General features: G+C 62.8%; 27 protein-coding genes and 1 tRNA gene. 8 read left to right on the forward strand and 20 right to left on the reverse strand.

The window, feature by feature from the left end:
• Window positions 1-430: polyphenol oxidase family protein (locus HALO32_RS03255; protein ID WP_192576421.1), on the reverse strand; the 430-nt coding region annotated here is incomplete at its 3' end.
• Window positions 431-440: 10 nt separating this feature from the next.
• Complete coding sequence (rluD, locus tag HALO32_RS03260; protein ID WP_151442373.1) at window positions 441-1,400, reverse strand: 23S rRNA pseudouridine(1911/1915/1917) synthase RluD; 960 nt, start codon at window positions 1,398-1,400, stop codon at window positions 441-443.
• A gap of 125 nt (window positions 1,401-1,525) precedes the next feature.
• Between rluD and HALO32_RS03265 the strand changes: the two genes are divergently transcribed.
• Both HALO32_RS03265 and brnA read left to right on the forward strand, forming a co-directional pair.
• Window positions 1,526-2,341, forward strand: coding sequence for an outer membrane protein assembly factor BamD (locus HALO32_RS03265; protein ID WP_151442374.1), 816 nt, complete (start codon window positions 1,526-1,528; stop codon window positions 2,339-2,341).
• 32 nt (window positions 2,342-2,373) lie between these two features.
• Window positions 2,374-2,610, forward strand: a complete 237-nt coding sequence (brnA, locus tag HALO32_RS03270; RefSeq protein WP_151442375.1) for a type II toxin-antitoxin system BrnA family antitoxin — start codon at window positions 2,374-2,376, stop codon at window positions 2,608-2,610.
• An 89-nt stretch (window positions 2,611-2,699) separates the two neighbouring features.
• Here the strand turns inward: brnA and HALO32_RS03275 are convergent, their stop codons facing one another.
• On the reverse strand, window positions 2,700-4,331 hold the full coding sequence (locus HALO32_RS03275) for an NAD+ synthase (protein ID WP_151442376.1): 1,632 nt from the start codon (window positions 4,329-4,331) through the stop codon (window positions 2,700-2,702).
• 101 nt (window positions 4,332-4,432) lie between these two features.
• Here HALO32_RS03275 and HALO32_RS03280 point away from each other — a divergent pair, with 101 nt between their 5' ends.
• Together HALO32_RS03280 and HALO32_RS03285 are read left to right on the forward strand one after the other, a co-directional pair.
• Window positions 4,433-4,777, forward strand: a complete 345-nt coding sequence (locus tag HALO32_RS03280; RefSeq protein ID WP_325063449.1) for a PP0621 family protein — start codon at window positions 4,433-4,435, stop codon at window positions 4,775-4,777.
• A gap of 137 nt (window positions 4,778-4,914) precedes the next feature.
• Window positions 4,915-5,463, forward strand: coding sequence for a GspH/FimT family pseudopilin (locus HALO32_RS03285; protein WP_151442475.1), 549 nt, complete (start codon window positions 4,915-4,917; stop codon window positions 5,461-5,463).
• Window positions 5,464-5,596: 133 nt separating this feature from the next.
• Here the strand turns inward: HALO32_RS03285 and HALO32_RS03290 are convergent, their stop codons facing one another.
• From HALO32_RS03290 to rplU, 16 genes are all read right to left on the reverse strand, one after another.
• A complete protein-coding gene (locus HALO32_RS03290; RefSeq protein ID WP_151442377.1) occupies window positions 5,597-6,907 on the reverse strand; it encodes a PilX N-terminal domain-containing pilus assembly protein in 1,311 nt (436 codons plus the stop codon).
• Complete coding sequence (locus HALO32_RS03295; protein ID WP_151442378.1) at window positions 6,904-7,494, reverse strand: PilW family protein; 591 nt, start codon at window positions 7,492-7,494, stop codon at window positions 6,904-6,906. The genes HALO32_RS03290 and HALO32_RS03295 overlap by 4 nt, the downstream gene beginning before the upstream one ends.
• Window positions 7,491-8,009: a type IV pilus modification protein PilV gene (gene pilV / locus HALO32_RS03300; protein WP_151442379.1), complete on the reverse strand. Its 519-nt coding sequence runs from the start codon at window positions 8,007-8,009 to the stop codon at window positions 7,491-7,493. Before pilV ends, HALO32_RS03295 begins: the two co-directional genes overlap by 4 nt.
• Window positions 8,006-8,452: a GspH/FimT family pseudopilin gene (locus HALO32_RS03305; protein WP_192576422.1), complete on the reverse strand. Its 447-nt coding sequence runs from the start codon at window positions 8,450-8,452 to the stop codon at window positions 8,006-8,008. The genes pilV and HALO32_RS03305 overlap by 4 nt, the downstream gene beginning before the upstream one ends.
• Window positions 8,439-8,867 (reverse strand): type IV pilin protein, encoded by a 429-nt coding sequence (locus HALO32_RS03310; RefSeq protein WP_151442476.1) that lies wholly within the window; start codon window positions 8,865-8,867, stop codon window positions 8,439-8,441. Before HALO32_RS03310 ends, HALO32_RS03305 begins: the two co-directional genes overlap by 14 nt.
• A 383-nt stretch (window positions 8,868-9,250) precedes the next feature.
• Window positions 9,251-10,219 carry a 4-hydroxy-3-methylbut-2-enyl diphosphate reductase gene (gene ispH, locus HALO32_RS03315; RefSeq protein WP_151442381.1) on the reverse strand — a complete coding sequence of 323 codons (969 nt, stop codon included), beginning with the start codon at window positions 10,217-10,219 and terminating at the stop codon, window positions 9,251-9,253.
• A gap of 138 nt (window positions 10,220-10,357) precedes the next feature.
• On the reverse strand, window positions 10,358-10,819 hold the full coding sequence (gene fkpB / locus HALO32_RS03320) for an FKBP-type peptidyl-prolyl cis-trans isomerase (protein ID WP_151442382.1): 462 nt from the start codon (window positions 10,817-10,819) through the stop codon (window positions 10,358-10,360).
• A gap of 75 nt (window positions 10,820-10,894) precedes the next feature.
• The gene (gene lspA / locus HALO32_RS03325; RefSeq protein ID WP_151442383.1) at window positions 10,895-11,383 is read right to left on the reverse strand and encodes a signal peptidase II; all 489 of its coding nucleotides are present in this window, start codon (window positions 11,381-11,383) and stop codon (window positions 10,895-10,897) included.
• Window positions 11,384-11,441: 58 nt separating this feature from the next.
• On the reverse strand, window positions 11,442-14,276 hold the full coding sequence (ileS, locus tag HALO32_RS03330; protein ID WP_151442384.1) for an isoleucine--tRNA ligase: 2,835 nt from the start codon (window positions 14,274-14,276) through the stop codon (window positions 11,442-11,444).
• 10 nt (window positions 14,277-14,286) lie between these two features.
• A complete protein-coding gene (gene ribF / locus HALO32_RS03335; RefSeq protein ID WP_151442385.1) occupies window positions 14,287-15,402 on the reverse strand; it encodes a bifunctional riboflavin kinase/FAD synthetase in 1,116 nt (371 codons plus the stop codon).
• Window positions 15,403-15,714: 312 nt separating this feature from the next.
• The gene (gene murJ, locus HALO32_RS03340; protein WP_151442477.1) at window positions 15,715-17,238 is read right to left on the reverse strand and encodes a murein biosynthesis integral membrane protein MurJ; all 1,524 of its coding nucleotides are present in this window, start codon (window positions 17,236-17,238) and stop codon (window positions 15,715-15,717) included.
• Between the two features lie 282 nt (window positions 17,239-17,520).
• Window positions 17,521-17,787 carry a 30S ribosomal protein S20 gene (gene rpsT, locus HALO32_RS03345; protein WP_151442387.1) on the reverse strand — a complete coding sequence of 89 codons (267 nt, stop codon included), beginning with the start codon at window positions 17,785-17,787 and terminating at the stop codon, window positions 17,521-17,523.
• A 205-nt stretch (window positions 17,788-17,992) separates the two neighbouring features.
• Complete coding sequence (gene proB, locus HALO32_RS03350; protein ID WP_151442389.1) at window positions 17,993-19,132, reverse strand: glutamate 5-kinase; 1,140 nt, start codon at window positions 19,130-19,132, stop codon at window positions 17,993-17,995.
• 13 nt (window positions 19,133-19,145) lie between these two features.
• Window positions 19,146-20,333, reverse strand: a complete 1,188-nt coding sequence (cgtA, locus tag HALO32_RS03355; protein ID WP_151442390.1) for an Obg family GTPase CgtA — start codon at window positions 20,331-20,333, stop codon at window positions 19,146-19,148.
• An 84-nt stretch (window positions 20,334-20,417) separates the two neighbouring features.
• Window positions 20,418-20,675 (reverse strand): 50S ribosomal protein L27, encoded by a 258-nt coding sequence (rpmA, locus tag HALO32_RS03360; RefSeq protein ID WP_089714316.1) that lies wholly within the window; start codon window positions 20,673-20,675, stop codon window positions 20,418-20,420.
• Window positions 20,676-20,731: 56 nt separating this feature from the next.
• A complete protein-coding gene (gene rplU / locus HALO32_RS03365) occupies window positions 20,732-21,043 on the reverse strand; it encodes a 50S ribosomal protein L21 (RefSeq protein WP_151442391.1) in 312 nt (103 codons plus the stop codon).
• Window positions 21,044-21,335: 292 nt separating this feature from the next.
• Here rplU and ispB point away from each other — a divergent pair, with 292 nt between their 5' ends.
• From ispB to HALO32_RS03385, 4 genes are all read left to right on the forward strand, one after another.
• Window positions 21,336-22,343 carry an octaprenyl diphosphate synthase gene (gene ispB, locus HALO32_RS03370; protein WP_151442393.1) on the forward strand — a complete coding sequence of 336 codons (1,008 nt, stop codon included), beginning with the start codon at window positions 21,336-21,338 and terminating at the stop codon, window positions 22,341-22,343.
• A 91-nt stretch (window positions 22,344-22,434) separates the two neighbouring features.
• Window positions 22,435-22,511: transfer RNA gene (locus HALO32_RS03375), tRNA-Pro, on the forward strand.
• Between the two features lie 1,256 nt (window positions 22,512-23,767).
• Window positions 23,768-24,043, forward strand: a complete 276-nt coding sequence (locus HALO32_RS17910; protein ID WP_192576423.1) for a hypothetical protein — start codon at window positions 23,768-23,770, stop codon at window positions 24,041-24,043.
• A gap of 179 nt (window positions 24,044-24,222) precedes the next feature.
• On the forward strand, window positions 24,223-24,657 hold the full coding sequence (locus tag HALO32_RS03385; protein ID WP_151442394.1) for a DUF4113 domain-containing protein: 435 nt from the start codon (window positions 24,223-24,225) through the stop codon (window positions 24,655-24,657).
• Here the strand turns inward: HALO32_RS03385 and HALO32_RS03390 are convergent.
• On the reverse strand, window positions 24,644-25,306 hold the full coding sequence (locus HALO32_RS03390; protein WP_151442395.1) for an SOS response-associated peptidase: 663 nt from the start codon (window positions 25,304-25,306) through the stop codon (window positions 24,644-24,646). The two genes, HALO32_RS03385 and HALO32_RS03390, sit on opposite strands and share 14 nt — an antisense overlap.
• Between the last annotated feature and the right edge of the window lie 317 nt (window positions 25,307-25,623).

Raw genomic sequence — 25,623 nt, forward strand, 5'->3', positions numbered from 1 at the left:
CGGTCGCCTCGATCACCCCCCCGGCCAGTCCTCGCCAGCCGGCATGGGCCACCGCCACCCGCTCGCCGCGACGATCGCAGAGGAACACCGGCAGGCAGTCGGCGGTGAGCACCACACAGGCATAGTCGCGATTCATGGCCACGGCGGCGTCCGCCTCGGGCCGGGAAGGAGAGTAGCCCTGCTGCACCCGGGCACCGTGCACCTGGTCGAGCCACAGCAACGGGCGGCCGTCGCCCACCTCCTTTTCCAGTTGCCGGCGGCACAGCGCCACATGGGTCGGGTTGTCGCCCAGGTTCTCGCCGGGATTGAAGGCGGCGAAAGGCCCCTGGCTGGGGCCGGTCTCGCGGGTGGTGACGAAGGCACCCACGCTCTCCGGCGCCGGCCAGTCGGGCAGGATCGGAGTGGGGCGCAGGTCGAAGGTATCGCTCATCACGGGGTCCTTAGCGCATGGTCTCGCGGTCTTCGCGCAGGTAGTCGAGCAGCATCAGCAGGTCATCCGGCAAGGGTGCGCGGAACGCCATGCGCTCGCCGCTGGCCGGATGCACGAAGACCAGCTTGCGAGCATGGAGTGCCTGGCGCGGGAACTCGCGCAGGATCTCCTTGAGCGTCTCGCCGGCGCCGGCGGGCAGCTTCAGGCGCCCACCGTAGACCGGATCGCCGATCAACGGATAGCGCGCATGGGCCAGGTGCACGCGTATCTGGTGGGTACGGCCGGTCTCGAGCCGGCAGCGCACATGGGTATGGGCGCGGAAGCGCTCCACCACCCGGTAGTGGGTCACCGCCGGCTTGCCCGAGGCGTTCACCGCCTGGCGCTTGCGGTCGCGCGGGTGGCGGCCGATGGGCGCATCCACCGTGCCGCCGGCGGTCATCACGCCCACCACCACCGCATCGTACTCCCGGGACACGCTGCGCGCCTGCAGCTGCTCGACCAGAGCCGTCTGGGCGGTCAGGGTCCTGGCCACCACCATCAGGCCGCTGGTGTCCTTGTCCAGGCGGTGCACGATGCCCGCCCGGGGGATGGCTGCCAGCTGCGGGTCATGGTGAAGCAGGGCATTGAGCAGGGTGCCGTCAGGGTTGCCGGCGGCAGGGTGCACCACCAGGCCGGGCGGCTTGTCGATCACCAGCACCTCGGCATCCTCGTACACCACCCTCAGGGGAATGTCCTCGGGCTCGAAGCGGGTATCGTCCTCGAGCTCGGCCGCCAGGGCCAGGGCCTCACCGCCATAGACCTTGTCCTTGGGCCTGGCCGGCAGGCCATCCAGGGTCAGGGCCCCGCTCTTGATCCAGGCCTTGAGCCGCTCCCGGGAAAAATCGGCGAAGAGTTCGGCGGCGGCCTGGTCAAGGCGCAGGCCTGCCATGCGTTCGGGAACGCGGTGCTGTGCATCGAGGGTCTGGGACATGGGTCGGAACAGGACTCTTTGCGCACCGGGAGCGATGACTGCGTTTCGCTGCAAGGTGCTTTATAGTGGGCAGATATCGGCCGATTCTATCACGGCCACCCGGGTTGTTAGACACGAGGATCACGATGCGCGTTATCACCTCCCCCGCCCGCCTGGCGTCCCTGCTGCTGGCCGGTATTGTGCTGGCCGGTTGCGCCAGCAACGATTCCCAGGAAGACGAGCTCTCTGGCGTCGCCGAGCGCCAGCTCTACGAGGAGGGCCGCGAGGCCCTGGAGAGTAGCCGTTACACCACCGCCATCAACCGGCTCGAGGCCATCGACACCCGCTTCCCCTTCGGCGAGCATGCCGAGCAGGCGCAGCTGGAACTGATCTACGCCTACTACGAGACCGACGACTGGGAAGGCGCCCGGGCCGCCGCCAGCCGCTTCATCCGCCTGCATCCGGACCACCCCCAGGTGGACTACGCCTACTACATGCGCGGCCTGGCCGCCTGGCAGGCGGGGCGCTTCAGCCTGGAGCGGCTGCGGCTGATCGACATCTCCAAGCGCGACCTGGGGGCCACTCGCGATGCCTATGCCGACTTCCGGGAGCTGATCCAGCGCTTCCCGGACAGCCAGTACGCCCCGGACGCCCAGCAGCGTATCGTCTATCTGCGCAACGTGCTGGCCCGCCATGAGTTGCACGTGGCCGATTTCTACCTGCGCAAGGGGGCCTACCTGGCCGCCGTGGAGCGCGGCCGCTGGGTGATCGAGAACTACCCACAATCCGCGGCCACCCATGACGCCCTGGCGGTGATGGTGGAAGGCTACCTGGGCCTCGACATGCGCGACCGCGCCCGCGAGTCGCTCCAGGTACTGATCGACAACGCCCCGAACCACGAACGCCTCCGCGGCCGCACCTTCCGCCCGGAGCACGTGAAGGCTGACGGCCTCTCGGCATGAGCTCGCCGGGCGCAGCAGTGAGGTAGTCCTTTATGAAAGCCCATGATCTCGATAGCCGCTTCGATGACGGTAACGACATCATCGACGAGCTCGACCTCTCGCAAGCCAGTCGTCCGCTCAGAAAGCAGAAGCGCGTCAACGTCGACTTCCCGACCTGGATGATCGACTCGCTGGACCGGGAAGCCGCTCGTCTCGGCGTCACCCGCCAGTCCATCATCAAGATCTGGCTCGCCGAGCGCCTGGAGCAGCACGGCTCACATTCGCACTGATCCTCCCTCTTGAAGGCAGAACGCCACCGCCCGCAAGGGGGGGTGGCGTTTCTCGTTTCTATTGGCTCGGCGCTTGCGGCTTGGCGCTGTCAGTCCCCCGGCTGCCAGGCATTGACGATGGGATAGCGGCGGTCGCGACCAAAGCCGCGGCGGGTGACGCGCACCCCCACCGGCGCCTGGCGCCGCTTGTACTCGCAGCGGTCCACCAGCTTGACTACCTGGTAGACGTCATCGCGCTCGAAGCCCGCCTCTATGATCGCCTCGGCGCTCATGTCGCCCTCGATATAGCGCACCAGGATGGCATCGAGCACGTCATAGCCGGGCAGGGAGTCGCTGTCCTGCTGGTCCGGAGCGAGCTCGGCGGTCGGCGGCCGCTCGATGACCCGCTCAGGGATCGCCGGCGACTGGGTGTTGCGCCAGCGCGCCAGGCGGTAGACCCAGGTCTTGTAGACGTCCTTGATGGCGTTGTAGCCGCCCACCATGTCGCCGTAGAGCGTGGCATAGCCCACCGCCATCTCGCTCTTGTTGCCGGTGGTCAGCACCATCAACCCCTTCTTGTTGGAGATCGCCATCAGCAGCACGCCGCGGCAGCGTGACTGCAGGTTCTCCTCGGTGGTGTCCCGCTCGGTGCCGGCGAAGCTCTCGGCGAGCGTCGTCATGAAGGCCTCGACCATCGGCTCGATGGGCAGCACCTCGTAGCTCACGCCCAGCATCTCGGCCTGCTCGGCGGCGTCCTGCCGGGAGATATCCGCCGTGTAGTGGTAGGGCATCATCACCGCGTGGACGCGCTGCGGGCCCAGGGCATCCACGGCGATGGCCAGCGACAGCGCCGAATCGATGCCGCCGGAGAGCCCCAGCACCACGCCCTGGAAGCCGCTCTTGTTGACGTAGTCACGCAGGCCGGTGACCAGCGCGCAGTAGAGGTTATCTTCCGGCTCCACATCGGGCTCGGTCTCGCCCGGCTGCGGCACCCAGTGGTGCTTGTCGCGCACGAACTGCACCGGCATCAGGCCCACCGCCCAATGGGGCGCCTGCACCATCAGCTCACCCTTGGCATTGACGCAGGCCGAGCCGCCATCGAACACCAGCTCATCCTGGCCGCCGATCTGGTTGACGTAGACGATGGGCAGTTCCACCTCGCGGGCGCGCTCCTCGAGCAGCGACAGGCGCTCGGCGGGCTTGTCCTGGTGGAAGGGCGAGGCATTCAGGGTAACCAGGATCTGGGCGCCGGCGTCGCGGGCCTGGCGGACCGGCTTCTCGCTCCAGATGTCCTCGCAGATCAGGATGCCGATCTTCGCCCCCTTGTGCTCCACCACCAGCGGCTGGCTGCCACTGGTGAAATAGCGCTGCTCGTCGAACACCTGGTAGTTGGGCAGTGCCTGCTTGGCGTACTCGTCGAGCCACTCACCGTTGTAGAGCACCCCGGCCAGGTTCCAATTGTGGCCTTCGCGGCGCCCCGGGTAGCCGACGATGACCATGACATCGCGGGACATTTTCTCGGCCATGTGGGCCCGGGCGTGGCGCAGGCGAGTCTCCATGGAGTGGCGCAGCAGCAGGTCCTCCGGCGGGTAGCCGGTCAGGAAGAGCTCGGGCAGCACCACGATATCGGCACCATGCTCGATACGTGCCTCGCGCACGGTCTCGATGGCGAGGTCGGCGTTGCAGGGAATGTCGCCGACCAGCGGGTCGAGCTGAGCCATCACCAGGGTCAGGTCTTGCATGGGCTTGGAAATCTCTCGAGAATCGATGGGTGGCCGCCATTGTCCCGCAAGGGCGGCCGAGTGGCAAAGCCGGCCACCCCCACCTGGGAGTCCCGAAAGGAATGAACCTGTTGCTGATTCGCCTGATCCTCTTCGCCGTGATATTCATCGCCGGCCTGAAGCTTTACCGCATGTACCGCGAATGGAAACTCGACCGCGAGGGCCCGTCAGAGGGTGACAACGCCCAGGGCAACCGCATGGTGCGCTGCAGCTGGTGCCAGGTGCACCTGCCCGAGGACGACGCCCTGCGCGAACGCGGCGACTGGTTCTGCTCCGGCGACCACCGCGACAAGTACCTGGCCGAACTGAAAGAAGAGGAGAAGGAGAAACAGGAGCAGAAAGCAGACAAGTGGGAACAAAAGCAGCAAGACACCAAGGACGAGCAGAACGACAAGCGCGGGGACTAGCCCCCGCCCCTATCGCGAGAAAGCCCTCTCGCGCCAATGACTGACAGCCGCTGTAGGCGATCGCTTACAGCGGCGGCACCGTGCCCGACTAGCCTGAAGAAAGCACCCATCGAAAAGGCTCCCGCCGGGAGGGCATCATGCGCCCTGCTGTCAGTTTCCCTCTTTCTGCCCTTTCCTCGCGTCAACACGGGCTGACGCTGATCGAGCTGATCGTCGCCATCGCAGTGCTGGCCATCATCGCCACCGTGGGCATTCCGAACTTCCAGCAGTTTACGGCAAGGAATGAAGTCGCTGCGGAGGTGATGCGTATCAAGACGGCATTGGCACTGGCGAGAAATACGGCAGTGACGAGGCGGACGACGATATCGGTATGTCCAAGACCGACGCCTGACAGTACGGTCTGCAACTTTACGGACTGGACACACTCGCTCGTGGTGGTGGACGGCCAGGTCGCCAGCGGCGACCTGTCGGATGGGGAGTTACTCAAGGTGCTGGAAGGCAGCGGCGGCCCCACCGTAACCTTCAACCGCAGCTATCCCGTCCGCTATCAGGCCATGGGCTGGGCACGAGGCCACAACGGCACCTTTGAGATCTGTGGCCGCCACGGTGATGGAGTGAAAATCATCGTCAGCAATATGGGGCGCGTCAGGATCGGTGGTGACGCGGATGGAGAGCCGATGTGTTGAGCCCACATTTATCGGAGTGACCAAAAATGAGGACTTACCCCATCAATGCCCAAGTTTACTGGCTTGACTAGAGTTTCCAAAGATTGAAAATCGGCCCTCCATATTCTTTTCCTCAAATCATAGGCTATACGCATCAGGCTTCTCCAGCTGACAGGTTGTCTTCATCAGAGGGATTTTCAAGCTCTACCCAACCTTCTAAATGGCCAGAGACTGGCTTATAAAGAAGCCCCGAGTCAACACCCTCGTAATAGAAGCTGCCGTTTATAGTTATCGAACCACCAGTAATTATAGACCCATAAATCTCTGAATGCCCATTCTGTATAAACTCACCTTCTGCCCAGAAAGCGGCATACGTTTTCACGTTATTCTTACCATTAAATTCAATATTGGCGCCAGAGACAAAAAGTGTATCAGCCGAATCCTCTGAAATAATATCTGAAGAACCATCATGAACAATATTTCCAGCCGCCATAACGGTTACCCCATTTATATCGCCACCAGTACTAAGATCTCCGGGACAATAGTAGATAAAGTTTTTATCCATGACTTTAACATGATTCAAATCGTCTATATCTTCGTTTGGCAAAAAATCTGTCGGCTCAGAAAGGCCATCCGCTGAACAGCTTCCATCTGACTCTTGATCCAGTATCTTTATATAGCTATCAGCACCAGTTTTATAGCTCAAGACACCTTCATCTACAACAAGGTACTCAGCAACGATGAGGTCTATATAACTCTGCGCCGAAGGAACATCTATCTCCGCAACACCGGACACGGAGCAAATAGCAGTCTCACAATCGGAAGTGTCACCACCTGAGACACCATCAACATCAGCAGTTCCACTCGCAGTAATGGCACCGGCGGACTGAATATCAATATTCCCCTTGTCTTTAATCAGCAAACTCAAATCACCATTTGAGTGGACATTTCCAACAATAGTAGAGGCGCCATTGACTATGACACTTTCGTCGGAAAGCATCGAGCGAAAAGCATCATATCCTGGCGGCACCATTTCAACCCTAACTCTTCGAGCAGAAATTTCTTCATCATCCGCATCAAGCACAACCCCACGGCTGTAACCAATTACATGTCCACTTTCAGCACAAAGCATTAAGGCTTTGTATTCCTTACTCAATCCACCTCCAGAAATATCTCCAGAGGCCGCATACTCACTCGGGCCTCCCGTAAAACCTGAGCCGGAAAGAGAAGCTGACAAATCATCACAGAACAAAGCTCCTCCAGGAGAATAGTTAAAAGCCAATACAGCATCTAGCATATCATTCACACCTGCCTCTGCTGCTTGAAGCGCGCTAACAGAGAACCGATGATTTGCCGCCATCTTTTCCTCAAGCTGAGATGATTGAAAGCTGGACAAACCCAACAAGGCTGCCACCACCAACACCACCAGACTGACAATTAACGCGACTCCTTTCTGTGAATTCATGTTTCATCACCCCATAGTTCTAGCGCTCTTCCAACCGCCGATCGGTTAGCTATTGTGAAGTGAAAGACCTGATCATCAATCCTTCCAAGATCGTCCACCATAGTGATTGTGGCACGGACACCTAGACCAAAACTTATATAACTAAACTCAATAACACCGACACCTAAGACAACAGGCTCATCAACAACAGTACCGCCGCAGGACGACTCGACAAAGATTGTATTTTCTTCACCAACTGGCTGATAGTACTTAAGAGTATAAGAATCATCGCTGCAAATTGAATTCTCCCTATTAAAGGTAAGGGAAAGGGTTTCACCATCACTTAACAAACTTCCATCTGGTTCCAGCATGTCTGTGGAAGCAGAGCTTCTGACATCATAAGAAATGGAGTCCACCAAAAAACGCAGAGACTCTTGCCTTTCCAAAATCGCCAAAGAGTGATCAAATGACTTTTTGCTGACAACAAACAACTGGAAAGCTCCCAGCGTTATTAAGAGCCCCACAACCAAAGCAATCATTAACTCAACCAAAGAAAAACCTAAAGCCCTGCCGTTTTTCATCGGTTTTTTTCCAAAGGTCATCCTCATGGCGTCACCTCTGGCACTTCACCAATTATACTAGCGAGATACACAAGCTCTGAAACCTCCTCACTCGCAAACCTTTCATCATTCCACTTAACTGTTATAGTGTATCTACAGCCATTTCTAGCAACAGTATCTGAACCACCAGAACCAGCATTATTCTTAACCAAGCTGGGAATAAATACTGACCATTTCTCATACCACTGATCTAGAACTGTCTCGCTTAATTGCTCAGTAACAACAAGTGGATCACTGCTTTTAACTAGTACGTCATCTTTAACATCAGGGCACACCACTGAACTTGATCCTACAGCCTGCATTCCAAGTTGAATCCACAAACGTTCAACCATATCCTGAGCAGCCATAGTTGCCACAGATCTCTGATAGGAAACATGTGCTCCCTGCATAGCTTTCAGTTGCATTGTGGCTAACCCCAAGACCCCAACCGCCAGCACTAGCAAAGCAACCAGAGCCTCTATAAGCGTAAACCCAAAAGAATTCCGAAAGCTAAGGAGTTTCATGACTTGGCTCTCTTGATATTTCCTGCGGCATTAACTTCGATTGCCTTATCACCAATGTCTATCGTGCAAGATGTAAAGGTGCAACTATCTCTTCGCCCCAAACCATTAAATTCAACTGCATCCGTATTTCCACCATTAACAATTACACTTCCGTTAGTCGATGAAAAGGTTCTCAAAACATCAGCACCATACATCACTTCCATCTTCCACCCCCCGGAGTCACTACTTATCTCCGCCCTAACTACATTTCTTCTTTTAACGGCTTCACTTCTTGCAAAATGCAAACCGGTCAACACATTGTTATACTCAGCGGCCAAACGATTGCTTGCAATCATTGAACTGAAATTAGGCACAGCAATGGTGGCCATAATGACAATGACAGCGATAGTCACTAGCAGCTCAATTAAAGTGAAGCCGCAAGATTTACTATTACCAGCATTCATCGACTTTATCATCGGGCCCCTTTTTACCAGTTTGATCAAGAGTAAAGCTTGGGCACGCTGTGTCATCATTTTGAGGCGAACCGGCAGAGGGCGAAGCGGTAATACTATAGCTAGCAGAAGATGCATTGGCTGTGACACTATAATAATTTTCAGGTGATTCTATCGTTGTGCTTTCACTGGCACTTAAACTGGTTTTTTCACTGTTCCCAATACATGTAGTATATGTTTTAGTAGCTCCAGAGGCTGACACAGAACGAATACGATAATCACTAGTCACTGTATAACACCGCTCCAGTTGCCCTGCAGTTTGCATCAAAGCACTCTTGGCATCCGTCCGCCGCGACTCGGTCACATACCGCTGATAGTTCGGAATCGCAATCGCCGCCAGGATGCCGATCACGGCTACCGCAATCATCAATTCGATGAGTGTGAAACCGGCGGAGCGCCGGGTGCTGCCTGTCGGGGCCTGGGGCCTGGATCGGGGGCTTGTGGGGGCCACGCGGTGCGTCTCCCTGCGAGTCAAGGTATTTGTTTCAGTATGTATCAATACGGGACATTCCGATAGGGTGCGGGATCAATATTGCCATACCATCGGGTGAGTGGCTGCTTACACGCTGGCTTAGGCGAGGCCTGTGGGCTTGAGGGGCTCATAGCCGCCTCACGGCGGCACCATCGCTTCGCGTTGGGTCGCGCTGCAAGCAGTGCTCCCACAATAGCACCGCACCTACAGCCGCCTGGTAGCGGCACCATCGCTTCGCGATGGATCGCGCTGCAAGCAGTGCTCCCACAATAAAAGCGCTACTCGCTGGCGATAACGCGTTCGCGCAGCTCGCGGGGCATGGAGAAAGTGATGGTTTCCTCGCGGCCGGCGAGTTCCTCGGGAGCGGTGGCGCCCAGCGCCTGCAGCCGCTCGATCACGCCCTTGACCAGCACCTCGGGGGCGCTGGCACCGGCGGTGACACCGATCACTTTGACCCCGTCCAGCCACGCCGGGTCGACCTGCTCGGCGCTGTCGACCAGGTACGCCGGGGTGCCGACCCGCTCGGAGAGCTCGCGCAGGCGGTTGGAGTTGGAGCTGTTGCGGCTGCCCACCACCAGCACCAGATCACAGCCGTCTGCCAGCTCGCGCACGGCGTCCTGGCGATTCTGGGTGGCGTAGCAGATGTCGTCCTTGCGCGGGCCCTGGATCTCGGGGAACTTGGCGCGCAGGGCGTCGATCACCCGGGCAGTGTCATCCATGGAGAGGGTCGTCTGGGTGACGAAGGCCAGCTGGCTCGGATCCTTGACCTCGAGCCGAGCCACATCCTGTTCATCCTCGACCAGATAGATCTGGCCGCCATGGGAGGTATCGTAGCGTCCCATGGTGCCCTCCACCTCGGGGTGGCCCTCGTGGCCGATGAGGATGCATTCCTGGCCACGACGAGCATAGCGCAGCACCTCCAGGTGCACCTTGGTGACCAGCGGGCAGGTGGCGTCGAACACCTTGAGGCCGCGGCGTTCGGCTTCGGCCTGCACGGCACGCGAGACGCCGTGGGCCGAGAAGATCACGATGACATCGTCGGGCACTTCCTCGAGCTCCTCGACGAACACCGCCCCGCGCTCGCGCAGGCTGTCGACCACGTAGCGATTGTGAACCACCTCGTGGCGCACATAGATCGGCGGACCGAACGTGTCCAGCGCACTGTTGACGATATCGATGGCGCGGTCGACGCCAGCGCAGAAGCCGCGCGGGTTGGCGAGCCTGATGTGTATGGGGTTGGGTTGCATAGGGCCTTGCCTTGATGCTTGAGCATCTGCCTGTCGATAAGTTGGGGGTCGCCGCCTTCGCGCTGCAAGCAGCGCTCCTACACAGAACCTCGGTAATCCGCCAGACAATGTAGGAGCTTTGCTGGCAAAGCGATGGGGTCAATGCGTCGTAGCGGGCTTCACGTCCAGCACTTCCACCTCGAAGGTCAGGGTACGCCCTGCCAGCGGGTGGTTGAAGTCCACTTCCACCTGTTCGCCCTCGATATGCTTGATCACCCCGGGCAGTTCGCCGCCAGCGGCATCGGCGAAGGACATCACCATGCCCACTTCCGGCGCCTCGTCCTCGAAGTCGTCGCGCTTGAGCATCTGGATGTTCTGAGGATTGTGCTGGCCGAAGGCGTGCTCGGGGGTGATCTCGAAGCTGCCGGTCTCGCCGGTCGTCAGCCCCTTGAGGGGGTGCTCGAAGCCGGGCGGCAGGTTGCCGTCGCCCACCTGGAAGGTAGCGGCCTGCTTGTCACGGGTGGAATCCACCACGGTGCCGTCTTCCAGGCTGAGGGTGAAGTGCAGGGTCACTTCCATGCCCTCGCCGATGCGAAGGCCCTGGGATTCCTGGTTGTTCATGGCGTGTCTCTCGAAGCGTGCATGAAGTTCGCGAATGTGATGGCCGCTTGGACGGCAGGGCAGCGTGCGGGTTCCTCAGCCACGGCGGCGCGCTCGGCGCTTCTCGCCGAACAGCGATTCCCAGATCAGGCCGATGGCCCCCAGGGTGATGCCGATATCCGCCACGTTGAAGGCCGGGTAGTACCAGCCGGCGACGTGGAAGGAGAGGAAGTCCACCACGTAGCCGTGCACCAGTCGGTCGTAGAGGTTGCCGAGCGCCCCGCCGATGATCAGCGCCAGCGACACGGCCAGCAGCGTCTCGTCGGCCTTGAGGCGGCGCATCCACACCGTCAGGCCGATGCTCGCGCCTACGGCGATGATGGCGAAGAACCAGCGCTGCCAGCCGGGGTGGCCGGCCAGGAAGCTGAACGCCGCGCCGGTGTTGTGCAGCAGCGTCAGGTTGAAGAACGGCAGCACCTCTACCGGCCGAGCGTAGTCGAGCAGCCCGCTGGCGAGGTATTTGGTGGCCAGGTCCAGCACGACCACCGCCAGCGCCAGCCACAGCCAGCGCAGGGGGCGATGCATGGGCGGCAACGTAACGGCGCCGCCTGTATCCGCCCGCTTGCCGGATGACGCCTGGCGATCAGGCATAGAGACGCGTCTCGCCAGGGCCGTCCGGCAGGTTGCCGATGCAGCGCCCGCAGAGGTCCGGATGCGCGGGGTGGGTGCCCACGTCCTCGCGGTGGTGCCAGCAGCGCTCGCACTTGTTGTTGGGGCTCTCGACCACGGCCACCTTGAGCCCCTCGAGCTCGGTGGCCTCTGCTTCCCTGGCCTCGCCGAGCGGCGCCAGACGCACCTCGCTGGTCAGCATCACGAAGCGCAGCTCGTCGCCCAGCTTGGCGAGCGTGGCTTGCAGGGCGTCGTCCACATAGAGGGTGACCTCGGCGGCCAGGCTGCCCTTGATGGCCTTGGCGTTGCGGGCATCCTCCAGGCACTTGTTCACGGCCTGCTTGACCTCGAGCACCTGCTCCCAGAAGTCGCGGCCCATGTCGGCATCGTCCGCCAGCGTCTCGAGCCCGGTGTAGTACTCGACCAGCAGCACGCTCTCGCCGCGCTCGCCAGGGATGTTCTCGAAGATCTCCTCGGCGGTGAAGGAGAGGATCGGCGCCACCCAGCGGGAGAGCGCCTCGACGACCTGGTAGAGCGCGGTCTGGGCGCTGCGCCGCGCCAGGGAGTCGGCCTGGGTGGTGTACTGGCGATCCTTGATCACGTCCAGATAGAAGCCGCCCAGCTCCCGGGCGCAGAAGCCGTGCACCTGCTGGTACACATCGAGGAAGCGGTACTCTTCATAGGCCGTCTCGATGCGTGCCTGCAGCTGGGCGGCGCGGTCCACCACCCACTGGTCCAGGGCCAGCATGTCCTCGAACGGCACCGCATCGCGATCCGGCGTGAAGCCGTTGAGGTTGGCCAGCAAAAAGCGCGAGGTGTTGCGGATACGCCGATAGACGTCGGCGGTGCGCTTGAGGATCTCGTCGGAGACCGCCATCTCGCCGCCGTAGTCAGTGGAGGCCACCCACAGGCGCAGGATGTCGGCACCTAGCTTGTCCATCACCTCCTGGGGCGCCACCACGTTGCCCACCGACTTGGACATCTTGCGGCCATGGGCATCCACGGTGAAGCCGTGGGTGAGCAGGCCGCGATACGGCGGGTGGCCGTCGATGGCGCAGCCGGTCAGCAGAGAGGAGTGGAACCAGCCGCGGTGCTGGTCGGAGCCCTCCAGGTAGAGATCGGCACGCGGGCCGTTCTCGTGGCCGTGGGGATGCGAGCCGCGCAGCACGTGGCGATGGGTGGTGCCGGAGTCGAACCAGACGTCCAGGGTGTCGGTGACCTTGTCGTAGTCGGCGGCCTCCTCGCCCAGCAGCTCAGCGGGGTTGAGACGGAACCAGGCGTCGATGCCCTCCCGCTCCACACGCTGAGCGGCCTGCTCCATCAGCACCACGGTGCGCGGGTGCAGCTCACCGGTCGCCTTGTGCAGGAAGAAGGGAATCGGCACCCCCCAGTTGCGCTGGCGCGAGATGCACCAGTCCGGGCGGTTGGCGATCATGCTGTGCAGCCGCGCCTGGCCCCAGGCCGGGGTGAAGGTGGTCGCCTCGATGCCGGCGAGGGCTCGCTCACGCAGGGTCTTGCCATCGCGGCCTTCGAGGTCCATGCCCACGAACCACTGGGCGGTGGCGCGGTAGATCACCGGGGTCTTGTGGCGCCAGCAGTGCATGTAGCTGTGCGTGATGGTCTGGTGGGCCATCAGCGCGCTCACCTCGTCGAGCTTGGCGACGATCTGCAGGTTGGCCTTCCAGATCATCTGGCCTCCGAAGAACGGCAGGTCGTCGACATAGACGCCGTTGCCCTGCACCGGACTCTCGATCTCGTCGAAGGTCATGCCGTGCTCGCGGCAGGTGATGAAGTCGTCGACGCCGTAGGCCGGCGCCGAGTGAACGATACCGGTGCTGCCCACCTCGACCTCGACGTAGTCGGCCAGATAGACCGGTGACAAGCGATCGTAGAAGGGATGGCGAAAGTGGACGCCATCCAGTCGCTCGCCGGTGGCAGTGGCGACGATCTCGCCTTGCAGCCCGAAGCGCTCGAGGCACGACTCCACCAGCTCCTCGGCCAGCACCAGCAGGCGCTCGCCGGTGTCCACCAGGGCATAGGTGAACTCGGGATGCACATTAAGCGCCTGGTTGGCGGGGATGGTCCAGGGCGTGGTGGTCCAGATCACGATGGCGGCTGGCTTGGCAAGCCGGTCGAGGCCGAAGGCGGCAGCCAGGCGGTCAGCATCCTCCACGGGGAAGGCCACGTCGATGGCGTCGGACTTCTTGTCCTGGTACTCCACCTCGGCCTCGGCCAGCGCCGAGCCGCAGTCGAAGCACCAGTTGACGGGTTTCAGCCCCTTGAAGACATAGCCCGCCGCGACCATGTCGGCCAGCGCGCGGATCTCGCCGGCCTCGTTGGCATAGTCCATGGAGCGGTAGGGCGTGTCCCAGTCGCCGATCACCCCCAGGCGCACGAAGTCGGCGAGCTGGCCATGGATCTGTTCGGCGGCATACTCGCGGCACAGCTCGCGGGCCTTGCCGGGCTCGAGGTGCTTGCCGTGAGTGGTCTCCACCTTGTGCTCGATGGGCAGGCCGTGGCAGTCCCAGCCGGGCACGTAGGGGGCATCGAAGCCGGCCAGGTTCTTCGACTTGACGATGATGTCCTTGAGGATCTTGTTGACGGCGTGACCGATGTGGATGCTGCCGTTGGCGTAGGGAGGGCCGTCGTGAAGGACGAACAGCTCCCTGCCCTGGCGTTCTTTGCGCAGGCGATGGTAGAGGTCCATCTGCTTCCACTGCGCCACCCGGGCGGGCTCACGCTTGGGCAGCATGCCGCGCATGGGAAAATCGGTTTCTGGCAGGTTCAGAGTGTGCTTGTAGTCGCTCATATCCTGGGGGTCAGCCGTCGTCGTGGTCGGCGGGGGCACCCGCCGAGGAATCGGAAGTCACGGCCTCGCGCGCCAGCGGCGCCGATGCCAGAGGAAGAGAATCGTCGCGGCCGTCGCCTGCCGGACCTGCCGCGACAGGGTGTGCCGCCTCCTTTGCACCGGCAGCGGGGTGCTGTAGACAGTCGGCACCGGCGGCGGGGTGCTGTAGAAAGTAGGCCCGGGCGCGCGCCTGGTCGGCGCGGATCTGGGTCTTGAGCTCGTCGAAGTGGGCGAACTTCACCTCGCCGCGCAGCTTGGCGCAGGGGAAGACCGTCAGGCGCTCCCCGTAGAGGTCGCCGTCAAAGTCGAAGAGGTGCACCTCGAGTACCGGCCGAGAACTTCCCACCGTGGGGCGCCAGCCGATGTTGGCCACACCGGGCAGGCGTCGCCCGTCGGGGAGCTCGGTGACCACCGCATAGACGCCCTGCAAAGCCAGCGACAGGGCCGGCTGCGGCAGGTTGGCGGTGGGTACGCCGATGGTACGGCCCAGCTGGCGGTCGCGCACCACACGGCCGCCCAGCCGGTAGACGCGACCCAGCAGGCGCGCCGCGGCGGCAAAATTGCCGCTGGCCAGCAGGGTGCGCACCCGGGTGCTGGAGACCCGCTCGCCGTCGATGGTGAAGGTGCGAGTGTGTTCGACGCCGAAGCCCCAGGACTCCCCCACCTCGGTGAGCAGGTGAAAGTCGCCGCGGCGATCGCAGCCGAAGCGGAAGTCGTCGCCCACCACCAGATGACGCACACCCAGGCCGTCCACCAGCACGCGCTCGATGAACTCCAGGGCGGTCAGGCTGCGCAGGGCGTCGTTGAAGGGCAGGCAGAGGATGCGGTCGACCCCGCACTCGCCAAGCAGCGCCACCTTGTCGCGCAGCCGGTTCAGCCGCGGCGGTGCCTGGTCGCCGGCGAAGAACTCCCGAGGCTGCGGCTCGAAGACCACCACGGTCACCGGCAGGCCGAGCCGAGCAGCATGCTCGCGGCACTGGTCGAGGATCGCCCGGTGCCCGCGATGCACGCCATCGAAGTTGCCGATGGTGGCCACGCAGCCGCGATCCTCGTCACGCAGGTTGTGCAGTCCTCGAATCACTCGCATGGGGTCGTCACGCTGGGAAATAAAGTTAACGATTATAACGGACCGGGGGCCCCTTGACAGCCGGCGCGGCTTGGTCTTTCCCTGCTATCTCTTGTGGGGGCCGGTGATCGGCTGCTTATTGGGGGAGCTGACGGTTCGACGCTTCGTCTGGCACAGTGATGGAGTTCTCCGCTTATCGCTGTGCAAGCACAGCTCCTACTAAAACCTGCTCTTACAGCACTCCGCTCCCCAACCCCCTCCCTGAAACAGGTGGAGTGTAGGAGCAACGCTTGCGTCGCGATCCGTCGCGAAGCGGCGGTTGGTTGGCACCGGTCAGCCCTTCATCCGGAAATGCCGAATCCGCACCCCGAAGGCCGCCAGCCAGGCGAAGTAGACCGCCGCCCCGGCCGCCACCAGCACCGCCAGCCAGCCGGCGCGCGTCCAGACGCTCCATTCGAGCCACGCTTGCCACTCGGGGGCCAGCCAGGCCAGCCCCACGCCCATCACCGTGCAACCGCCAAGCAGTTGCACCGCATAGCGCCCCCAGCCGGGCTGGAAGACCAGCACGCCCTCCCTTCGCAGCAGCCAGGCCAGCAGGCCGGCGTTGAGGAAGGCCGAAAGCGCCGTGGCCAGTGCCAGGCCGGCATGGGCCAGGGGCCACACCAGGATCAGGTTGAAGACCATGTTGGCGACCATGGCGATGATGCCCACCTTCACCGGCGTGATGGTGTTCTGGCGAGCGAAGAAGCCCGGCGCCAGCACCTTGATCAGCATGAAGGCCACCAGGCCGAACGCATAGGCCCTGAGACTCATCGCCGCCATGGCGATATCGCGCTCGGTCATGGCGCCGTAGTGAAACAGCGCGATCAGCAACGGCTCGGCCAGCACGGCAAGGGCCAGGGCCGCGGGAAGCCCCAGCAGCAGCACGGTACGGATCGCCCAGTCGAGCATGGCCGCGAAATGCTCGCCGGACTGTTCGGCATGGCGCCGGGAGAGCGCCGGCAGGATCACCGTGCCGATAGCGATGCCGAACACCCCCAGCGGCAGCTCCACCAGGCGATCCGAGTAGTAGAGCCAGGAGACGCTGCCCGCCGCCAGAAGCGAGGCCAGCACGGTGTCGAGCAGCAGGTTGATCTGGGAGACCGAGACGCCGAACAGCGCCGGCGCCATCAGCCGCAAGATGCGCCGCACGCCGCTGTGGGCGAAGTCGGGCCACGGCCTTGGCAGCAGCCCCAGCCTCGCCAGGAAGGGAACCTGGAAGGCCAGCTGGGCACCGCCGGCGATGAGCACACCCCAGGCCAGCGCCATGGCCGGCTCCTCGAACAGCGGCGTGAGCAGGACCGCTGCCCCGATCAACGAGAGGTTGAGCAGCACCGGGGTGAAGGCCGGCACGGCAAAGCGGTTCCAGGTGTTGAGCGTACTGCCGGCAAAGGCCGTGAGCGAGATCAGCAGCAGATAGGGAAAGGTGAGCCTCAACATGTCGGCGGTCAGCGCCAGCTTTTCCGGGTCGCGGCCAAAGCCGGGGGCGAAGGCCCACACCAGCCAGGGCGAGGCCAGCATGGCCAACGCCGTGATCAGCGCCAGCACCGCCGTGAGGCTGCCGGCCACCGCATCGAGCAGTTCCTTCACCTCGCGCTTGCTGCCTCGGGTGGCGTATTCCGACAGTACCGGCACGAAGGCCTGGTTGAAGGCCCCCTCGGCGAACAGGCGACGCAGGAAGTTGGGGATCTTGAAGGCAACGAAGAAGGCGTCCGCCCCGTCGCCGGCACCGAACAGGGTGGCGATCACCACGTCGCGCGCCAGCCCCATCACCCGCGAGAGCATGGTCATCATGCTGACCACCAGGCCGGAGCGCATCAGGCCGCCCGCCTTGGGCGCCACCACCTTGTCGCTCTCCTCCACCGGCGCCGGCGGCTGCTCGCGATCCGTCACATCTACCTCCTCACCTGAGCCGTGCTCCGGTGAGAGCGATCTTCAGATCGCGAAGGGGGTCAAACGCCTCCCCGGCAGCTCAGGCTCCACCGCCGGGCGCCTTCCGGCGCCATTCGCGCAATGAATTGCGCTCCCACAGGGAATCGTCGGCACCTTCAGGAATCAAAAAAACCGGCCGCAGCCGGTTTTTCTGCTGGCGCTCCCGACTTACGCCGCGAGTGCCTTGATGCGCTTGTTCAGGCGGCTCTTCAGGCGCGCGGCCTTCTTCTTGGAGAGCACGTCCTTGTCGGCGATACGGTCGATGACCGGCTGCGCCTGCTTGAAGGCGTCCATGGCCTGGGCGTGGTCACCGCCGTTGATGGCCTTGACGACGTTCTTGATGTAGGTGCGGACCATGCTACGCTGGCTCGCCTTCAGAACACGACGACCTTCTGCCTGACGGGCACGCTTGCGGGCTTGCTTGCTGTTCGCCACTGACTGTCTCCTTGGAGAAAGTTGTGGTCGCCATCTATGGGCGACGCTTGATAACGGTATGATCCAACAGGAAAATAAAAAATCCCCGTCGGCCTGGCCATGTTGCCGGCTGCGCACTTGAACGCAGTCGCTTAGGGGCCGTGTCTGAGAGGATGGCGCATCCTATCACGCCAATCCCGTTCTTGCCATAGTTCCTGCGATGGTGCTAGAGCACCACCAGGTTGTCACGGTGGATCAGCTCCGGCGATTCCATGTAGCCGAGGATGGCCTCGATCTGGTGGCTGGGCTTGCCCACCAGCATACGGGCCTCGTCGGCGCCGTAGTTGACCAGCCCCTTGGCCACGCGACGCCCCTGATCGTCGACGCAGAGCACCATGTCGCCCCGGCGGAACTGGCCGCTGACCGCCGTCACGCCCACCGCCAACAGACTGGAGCCGCTGCTCTTGAGTACCTTCACCGCGCCGGCATCCAGGGCCAGGGTGCCACGCACCTGAAGCTGGCCCGCCAGCCAACGCTTGCGCGCCGCCATGGGTGCCTGCTCGGGGAGCAGCAGAGTGCCCAGCCGCTCGCCCTCGGCCAGGCGGCCGAGCACCGCCGGCTGACGGCCACTGGCAATCACCGTGACTGCGCCGGAACGGGCCGCCAGCTGGGCTGCCCGCACCTTGGTGGCCATACCGCCGCGACCGAGCACGCCACCGCCGCCGGCTACCGCCGCCAGGCTCGGGTCATCGGCGCGCCCCTCGGCGATCAGCCGTGCCTCGGGATTGCCACGCGGATCGGCATCGAACAACCCCTCCTGGTCGGTGAGGATCACCAGGGCATCGGCCTCCAGCAGGTTGGCGACCAGGGCGCCGAGGGTATCGTTGTCGCCGAAACGGATCTCGTCGGTGACCACGGTGTCGTTCTCGTTGACCACCGGCACCACCCCCAGGGCGACCAGGGTGCGCAGCGCCGAGCGGGCGTTGAGGTAGCGCTTGCGGTTGGAGAGGTCGTCGTGGGTGAGCAGCACTTGGGCGGTGAGCAGGCCGTGGCGAGCGAAGTGGCCCTCGTAGCATTCGGTGAGACCGTTCTGGCCTACCGCCGCTGCGGCCTGGAGCTCATGCACCGCCGAGGGCCGGACCTGCCAGCCCAGGCGCGCCATCCCGGCTGCCACCGCGCCGGAGGAGACCAGCACGACCTCGATGCCCCGGTGATGCAGTTCGGCAATCTGATCCACCCAGCCGCCGATGGCCACCTCGTCCAGCGCGCGGCCGTCGTTGGTCAATAGCGCGCTGCCGATCTTCACCACCACCCGGCGAGCACCCACCAGCGCCTCGCGGCCTGCCACCTGCTCGTTGTGCTCCATTCGCTCTTGATCCTCAGGGCGCGTATTCGATCTCGACGTCGTAATCGTCATCATCGAAATCGTCGTCATCTTCGTCGTCGCGCTTGCGCCTGCGACCCAGGCGGGCTTCGGTGCGCGCCACCGCCTCGTCTTCCATGCGTGCGCGCATCTCGCGGGCACGCTCGGCGGCCTCCTCATCCTCGTTCTCGAGGCGGCGCTGCTCGGTGAGCCAGCGGTGGGCAGCCTGCACCAGGGCGTCGGTGCCGTCGCTGGAAATCGCCGAAATGCGGAACACCGGCCCCTCCCAGCCAAGCCGACGGACGATCTCGTCGGCTACTGCCTCGCGCTCCTCGGCCGGCAGCAGGTCGAGCTTGTTGAGCACCAGCCAGCGCGGCAGCTCGGCCAGCGCCGGCGAGAACTCACCGAGCTCATGAATGATCGCCTCGGCGACCTCCACGGGATCGGACTCGTCGAAAGGCGCCACGTCCACCACATGAAACAGCAGCCGAGTGCGGGTCAGGTGCTTGAGAAAGCGCAACCCAAGGCCGGCGCCATCGGAGGCACCCTCGATCAGGCCGGGCACATCGGCCATCACGAAATGCTCATGCAGGCCAAGCTTCACCACGCCCAGGTTGGGCACCAAGGTGGTGAACGGATAGTTGGCCACCTTGGGCTTGGCCGCGGAGACGGCGCGGATCAACGTCGACTTGCCGGCATTGGGCTGACCCAGCAGGCCGACGTCGGCCATCACCTTCATCTCGAAGCGCAGGTTGCGACGCTCACCCTCGGTGCCCGGCGTGGTTCGCCGCGGCGCCCGGTTGGTGGAGGACTTGAAGTGAATGTTGCCAAGCCCCCGGCGTCCGCCCTGGGCAACCGGCACGACCTGGCCGATCTCGGTGACGTCGGCAATCACCTCGAGGGTGTCCTCATCGATCACCGTGGTGCCCACCGGCACCTTGACGTGCAGGTCGTCGCCGGCGCGCCCGCTCATCTGCCGCCCCATGCCGGGCTGGCCGTTCTGCGCCTTGTAAAAGCGCTGGTACTTGAAGTCGATGAGGGTATTGAGGGCATCGTCACCGATCAGGTAGACGGTGCCGCCATGACCACCATCGCCGCCGTCGGGACCGCCCTTGGGCACGTATTTCTCGCGGCGGAAGCTCAGGCAGCCATTACCGCCCTTCCCGGCTTCCACAATGATCGAGGCTTCGTCGACGAACTGCATCTCTTACTCTCCTGACGGCCCGTGCCGCCATGATACAAGAAGGCCCCGCCTGGGCGGGGCCTTCTCGCTGCAAGCATCAGGGTCTCAGGCAGAGACGATACTGACGAACTTGCGGTTCTTCGGACCCTTGGTCTCGAACTTGACCACGCCCTCGTCCAGCGCGAACAGCGTGTGGTCCTTGCCGATCCCGACGCCGGTACCGGCGTGGAACTTGGTGCCACGCTGACGGACGATAATGTTGCCGGGATTGACGACCTGACCGCCAAACAGCTTGACGCCGAGGCGTTTGGATTCGCTGTCGCGACCGTTACGGGTAGAGCCCGCTGCCTTCTTATGAGCCATTGCAAAGTCCTCGCTCGTTCAGGGGATATATCGAAAGCGTTCCGCTGCCGCGGCGCTTACGCGGAGATCCCGGTGATCTTGACTTCAGTGAACCACTGGCGGTGGCCCTGACGCTTCATGGAGTGCTTACGACGACGGAACTTGATGATGGTGATCTTGTCGCCACGGCCGTGGGAGACGACCTCGGCGGCCACCTTGGCACCGTCGACCAGCGGGGCGCCAACGGTGACGTCCTCGTCGTTACCCACCAGCAGGACCTCGTCAAACTCGATGGTGTCGCCGGTCGGTACTTCCAGCTTCTCGAGCTTGAGCGTCTGGCCTTCCTGAACGCGGTACTGCTTGCCACCGCTCTTGATAACTGCGTACATGCTTTTCTCTCCAGGACTCATCGGGTGTTGGCTCTTCATCGACCTGCTGCGAGTGGCGCCCCTTCCGGCAGCCATCTGACAGGGAGCATGATGAGTGGGTCGCGGATTATAACCGTGAGGGAACGACCGTACAACCCGCGAAGCAGGCTCCGAGAGCGATACAGTCAACCCGGCCGAAGGCCCGGCAGCACCAGCTTGACGCCCCCATGGGGGGCCCATAGCATGACCGGCAACCCGAAGCCAGAAGGGGCGCCTCTTGCCCCGGCACCCATTACTCGTCGAAACCGCCTCCATGCCAGCCAACGCCGCACCGCCCCAGTCATCCAGTCCCGCTCCCGCGTCGCTGCTCCATACCGTGGTCGCCGATGACTTCCTCGCCGTGAACCGCACCATCATGGCCCAGCTCGCCTCGCGCATCCCGCTGGTGGAAACCATCGGCCAGTACATCATCGAGAGCGGCGGCAAGCGGCTGCGCCCGCTGCTGGTGCTGCTGGCGGCACGCTCGCTGGACTACGCGGGCGACCGGCATATCACCCTGGCAACCCTGGTCGAGTTCATGCATACCTCGACGCTGCTGCACGACGACGTGGTCGACGAGTCCCACCTGCGTCGCGGCAAGGCCACGGCCAACGATGCCTGGGGCAACGCCCCCTCGGTACTGGTGGGGGACTTCCTCTATTCCCGCTCCTTCCAGATGATGGTGGAAGTGGGCTCCATGCGCATCATGGACGTGCTCTCGCGTGCCACCTGCACCATCGCCGAGGGCGAAGTGCAACAGCTCACCAACGTAGGCAATCCCGATACCGACGAGACAGCCTACTTCGAGACCATCCTGGGCAAGACCGCCATGCTCTTCGAGGCGGCCTCCCACAGCGGTGCCATCCTCGCCGATGCCAGCCCGGAGCAGGAAACGGCCCTGCAGCACTACGGCCGCTACCTGGGCCTGGCCTTCCAGCTGATCGACGACCTGCTCGACTACGAAGGCGACGCCGAAGCAATGGGCAAGAACGTCGGCGATGACCTGGCCGAGGGCAAGCCGACCCTGCCGCTGATCCAGGCCATGGCCGCCGGCTCTGCCGAGCAGCGAGGCCTGATCCGCCAGGCCATCCGCAAGGGCGGCCTCGACCACCTGGACGAAGTACTGGCCATCGTGCACGACACCGGCGCACTGGACTACACCCGGGCTCGCGCAGAAGAGATGGCCGACAAGGCCTTGGCACAGCTCGACGCCCTGCCCGAAAGCCCCTTCCGCGACAGCATGGCCCAGCTCGCCCGCACGGCCGTCGACCGGCAGACCTGAGCGGCGCAAAGCCGCCAAGAGACTTGCATGGCGGCAAGGCATGCGTATAATACGCCACGTCGGTTGCCACGCGCCCGACACTAGAAAGATTCGGAGTATAGCTCAGCTTGGTAGAGCGCTGCCTTCGGGAGGCAGAGGTCGTAGGTTCGAATCCTGCTACTCCGACCAAAAAACATAGTAAAAACGGCCACTTAGCCCTTCGCGGCAGTGGCCGTTTTTCGTTGTCAGCTCTCTAGGTTCCATGCAGGTTCCATGCGTAAAGAACTCCTGGGTCACCACAGATCGCAAGAGGCGGTTAACGGTTTCCATAAGTCAACGGGACATCCCCTGCACCCAGGGACGTGCCGCCTGCCACCGGGACGGAACGAACGGGCTCGCCTGAGATGAGTTGCTCTCCAGAAGGGCAGCGGACACAACCCGCTGCGCTTGCCACCGGGATACCCAGGTGGCGCGGGTATGGCCCATCCTCCTGGACGGGTCATCGTCATCCGGCATGAAGGGAGAGCAGAAGCTATCGGCTAGCTATGCCAGCTTGTCTTCCAAAAACACTTACAGCAGCTTGCCCGCGGTGATCAGCACCTTGAAGCCGTCGGTCGCGAACACCTCAGAAGGACATTGACCCTTGAGCCCGGAGCTGACTTAGCAGCTAGCTGGTCTGGGCGACCTCACCCAGGATCACCTAGCCGGGCGGCAGGCTGCCGGCGAAGGCCCTATGGTATGAATGCCGTCGCTCCCTGCGCCTCGATGTAGCGGTGACCTGCTTCAATGATCGACACGCTCCCATCATGCAAGATTCATCTTGTCAATAGTCAACGGCTACCTGAAACTGAGGTCAGGCAAAGGTCATGGGAAGACAGGCGCAGGTACCCAAGCGGGGGCGTCGTTGCCAAGGCATGAAGCCACAACAGGATCATCGTGGCTTCCCACGCTTAAACCTGAGTGAGTACATAACATGCAAAAGCAATCTCTAATGGCTCTGCTCCTGGCGTTAGGGTTTATCCCGGTAGGGACGGCTATCGCCCAAGAGCCGCAAGATGAAGATAGTCAAGCCACAACCTCGCTCGAAAACGCCTTATCCAATCAGCCATCCGATGAAGCCCAGTTCGGCCTGATGACTGCCATCGATGCGGTCTCCGCGGGTGGTGTAGATGGTCAGGCCATCAGCCAGGCCAGAAGCAACTCAGGTGAGGAGGAGGACGACAACGACGACAACAGTGCTGACTCCGACGACAGTGCCACCGGTGACAGACAGGCCCTAACCTCTCTCAATAACGCCTTGGAAAATAAACCAGACGAAGCCAGCTTCGGCCTGACGACTGCCATCGATGCGGTCTCTAACGGTGGTGTGGATGGTCAGGCCGTCAGCCAGGCCAGAAACAACTCGGGTGATAACGACGGTAACGGCGACAATTCCAACAACCCCAATGACAATACCAACAGTGCTGGCGGTGGCGGTAACGGCGGCGGTAACGGCGGTGGTACCGGTGGTGGTGCTGGCGGCGGTGCCGGTGGTGGTGCTGGCGGTGGTAACGGCGGTGGTGCCGGTGGTGGTGCTGGCGGCGGTGCCGGTGGTGGTGCTGGCGGCGGTAACGGTGGCGGTAACGGCGGCGGTAACGGCGGCGGTGGCGGTAACGGCGGAAATGGAAATGGCGGAGGTCGTCGCTAAGCCATCGGCCCAGGCAGGGGTTAACCGGGCATGAATCCCTAAAATCCTCGGTTGCCTATGGCGGGCTCTGTCGCGAAAAACTGGTTCTGACAGGAGCCCGCCATACCAGACCCGAATCCCCACCCATCCGGAACCGCCTAGCTTACCGCGACCCCACCCACAGCGACGGAGGAGCACTGACCTATCGGGCTTTCCGAGCCGGCATAGGACAGCCTGGCCCGGACCGTCTATGTCTTCCTCAAGACCAACCGACACCGCCCCGACCTGCCCCAGTATTCACCGAGTGCCGTGGTCGAACTGACGAAACCGACCGACGACAGCCGGGAGATCCTGCACGCTGTTGCCCAGGCCTTTGTTGCTATCTACGGCCCCCACTATCGGTTCATGAAGGCCGGCGTGATGCTGATCGACCTGATCGACGCCAACCGCCAGCAGCTGTCGCTGCTCGACACGGCCCAGACTGCAGCAGACCGGGAACGCGGCGAACGGCTGATGGCCACCCTGGACGAGCTCAACCGCCAAATGGGCCGCGGCACCGTCAAACTCGGCATGCCCACGCCCAACGCGGCCTGGCACCTGCGCTGCGCCAATCGTTCGCCGAGGTGGACGACTCGCTGGGAGGACCTGCCGCGAATTACGGTTCGTTAATCGGCTCAATCAGGTCGACGTCGTCCTCCATGGGCTTGTTGACCCGCTGGCTGACCGGCCAGTGGGTGATCAGCGCGGCATTCAGGTGATGCACCATTCGGCGGATCGTCTCGCGATCCGTCAGGTCGGGATCGAGCCAGGGCTCCAGGCTCTCGGCATCCAGCGCCAGCGGCATGCGCGGGTGGATCTCCTTGGCGACGCCGCGGGCCGGCTCGGTGAGGATCGCGCAGCCGGGCTTACCGTCGGGGCGCTCCGTCCAGATCCCGGCAAACCACAGCGGCTCACGATCGGTACGTGTCAGGTAGTGGGGCTGCTTGCGGCCCTCGAGTCGCACCCACTCAAACCACCCATCCGCCGGCACCAGGCAACGGTGGTGGGCAAAGGCACCCTTAAAGTAGTTGGAGGTGGCGACCTTCTCGACGGTGGCGTTGATGGGCTGTGGGGCCTTGTCGTCGGCCCAGTGGGGGCGATAGCCCCACCACAGCTCGTCCAGGGTCAACTGGCTGTCGGGGTCAGGCCGGAGAACAGCAGTGATCCAGGTGCCCGGTGCGACGTTGTAGCGAGGCGCCAGCGGAGGCTCGGCCAGCGGCAGCTTCAGGGAAGCCGAGAGGCTGCGAACATCAAGGTAGAGGACGAAGCGGCCACACATGATGGATACCGGGGCTGGGGATTGAGGTCATGATAACGGAACTCCTACTGGTGTGAGACTCAGCGCCCGACACCGTCAGGTAGTAAAGGTATCGTCAATCGGCTTACATCAATGGTCGCTGATCGCTTACAGCCACATCGAGATACTGCTACACGGTTGAGCCGGGGTGTCGCCGGCAGTATTCGGCCTCGGTCATCCGGAATCTCGTGGCAGCCTATAACGACGAGCAAAGAATTTTCCTCGATCAAGGAGCCTGCAAAAATTTGGTTCAACTATAGGGGCCCTACCTGAGCGAGAAAGGCGTCTGATATAGTCAA

It is taken from the genome of Halomonas lysinitropha (assembly GCF_902500215.1).
Lineage (GTDB): Bacteria > Pseudomonadota > Gammaproteobacteria > Pseudomonadales > Halomonadaceae > Halomonas > Halomonas lysinitropha.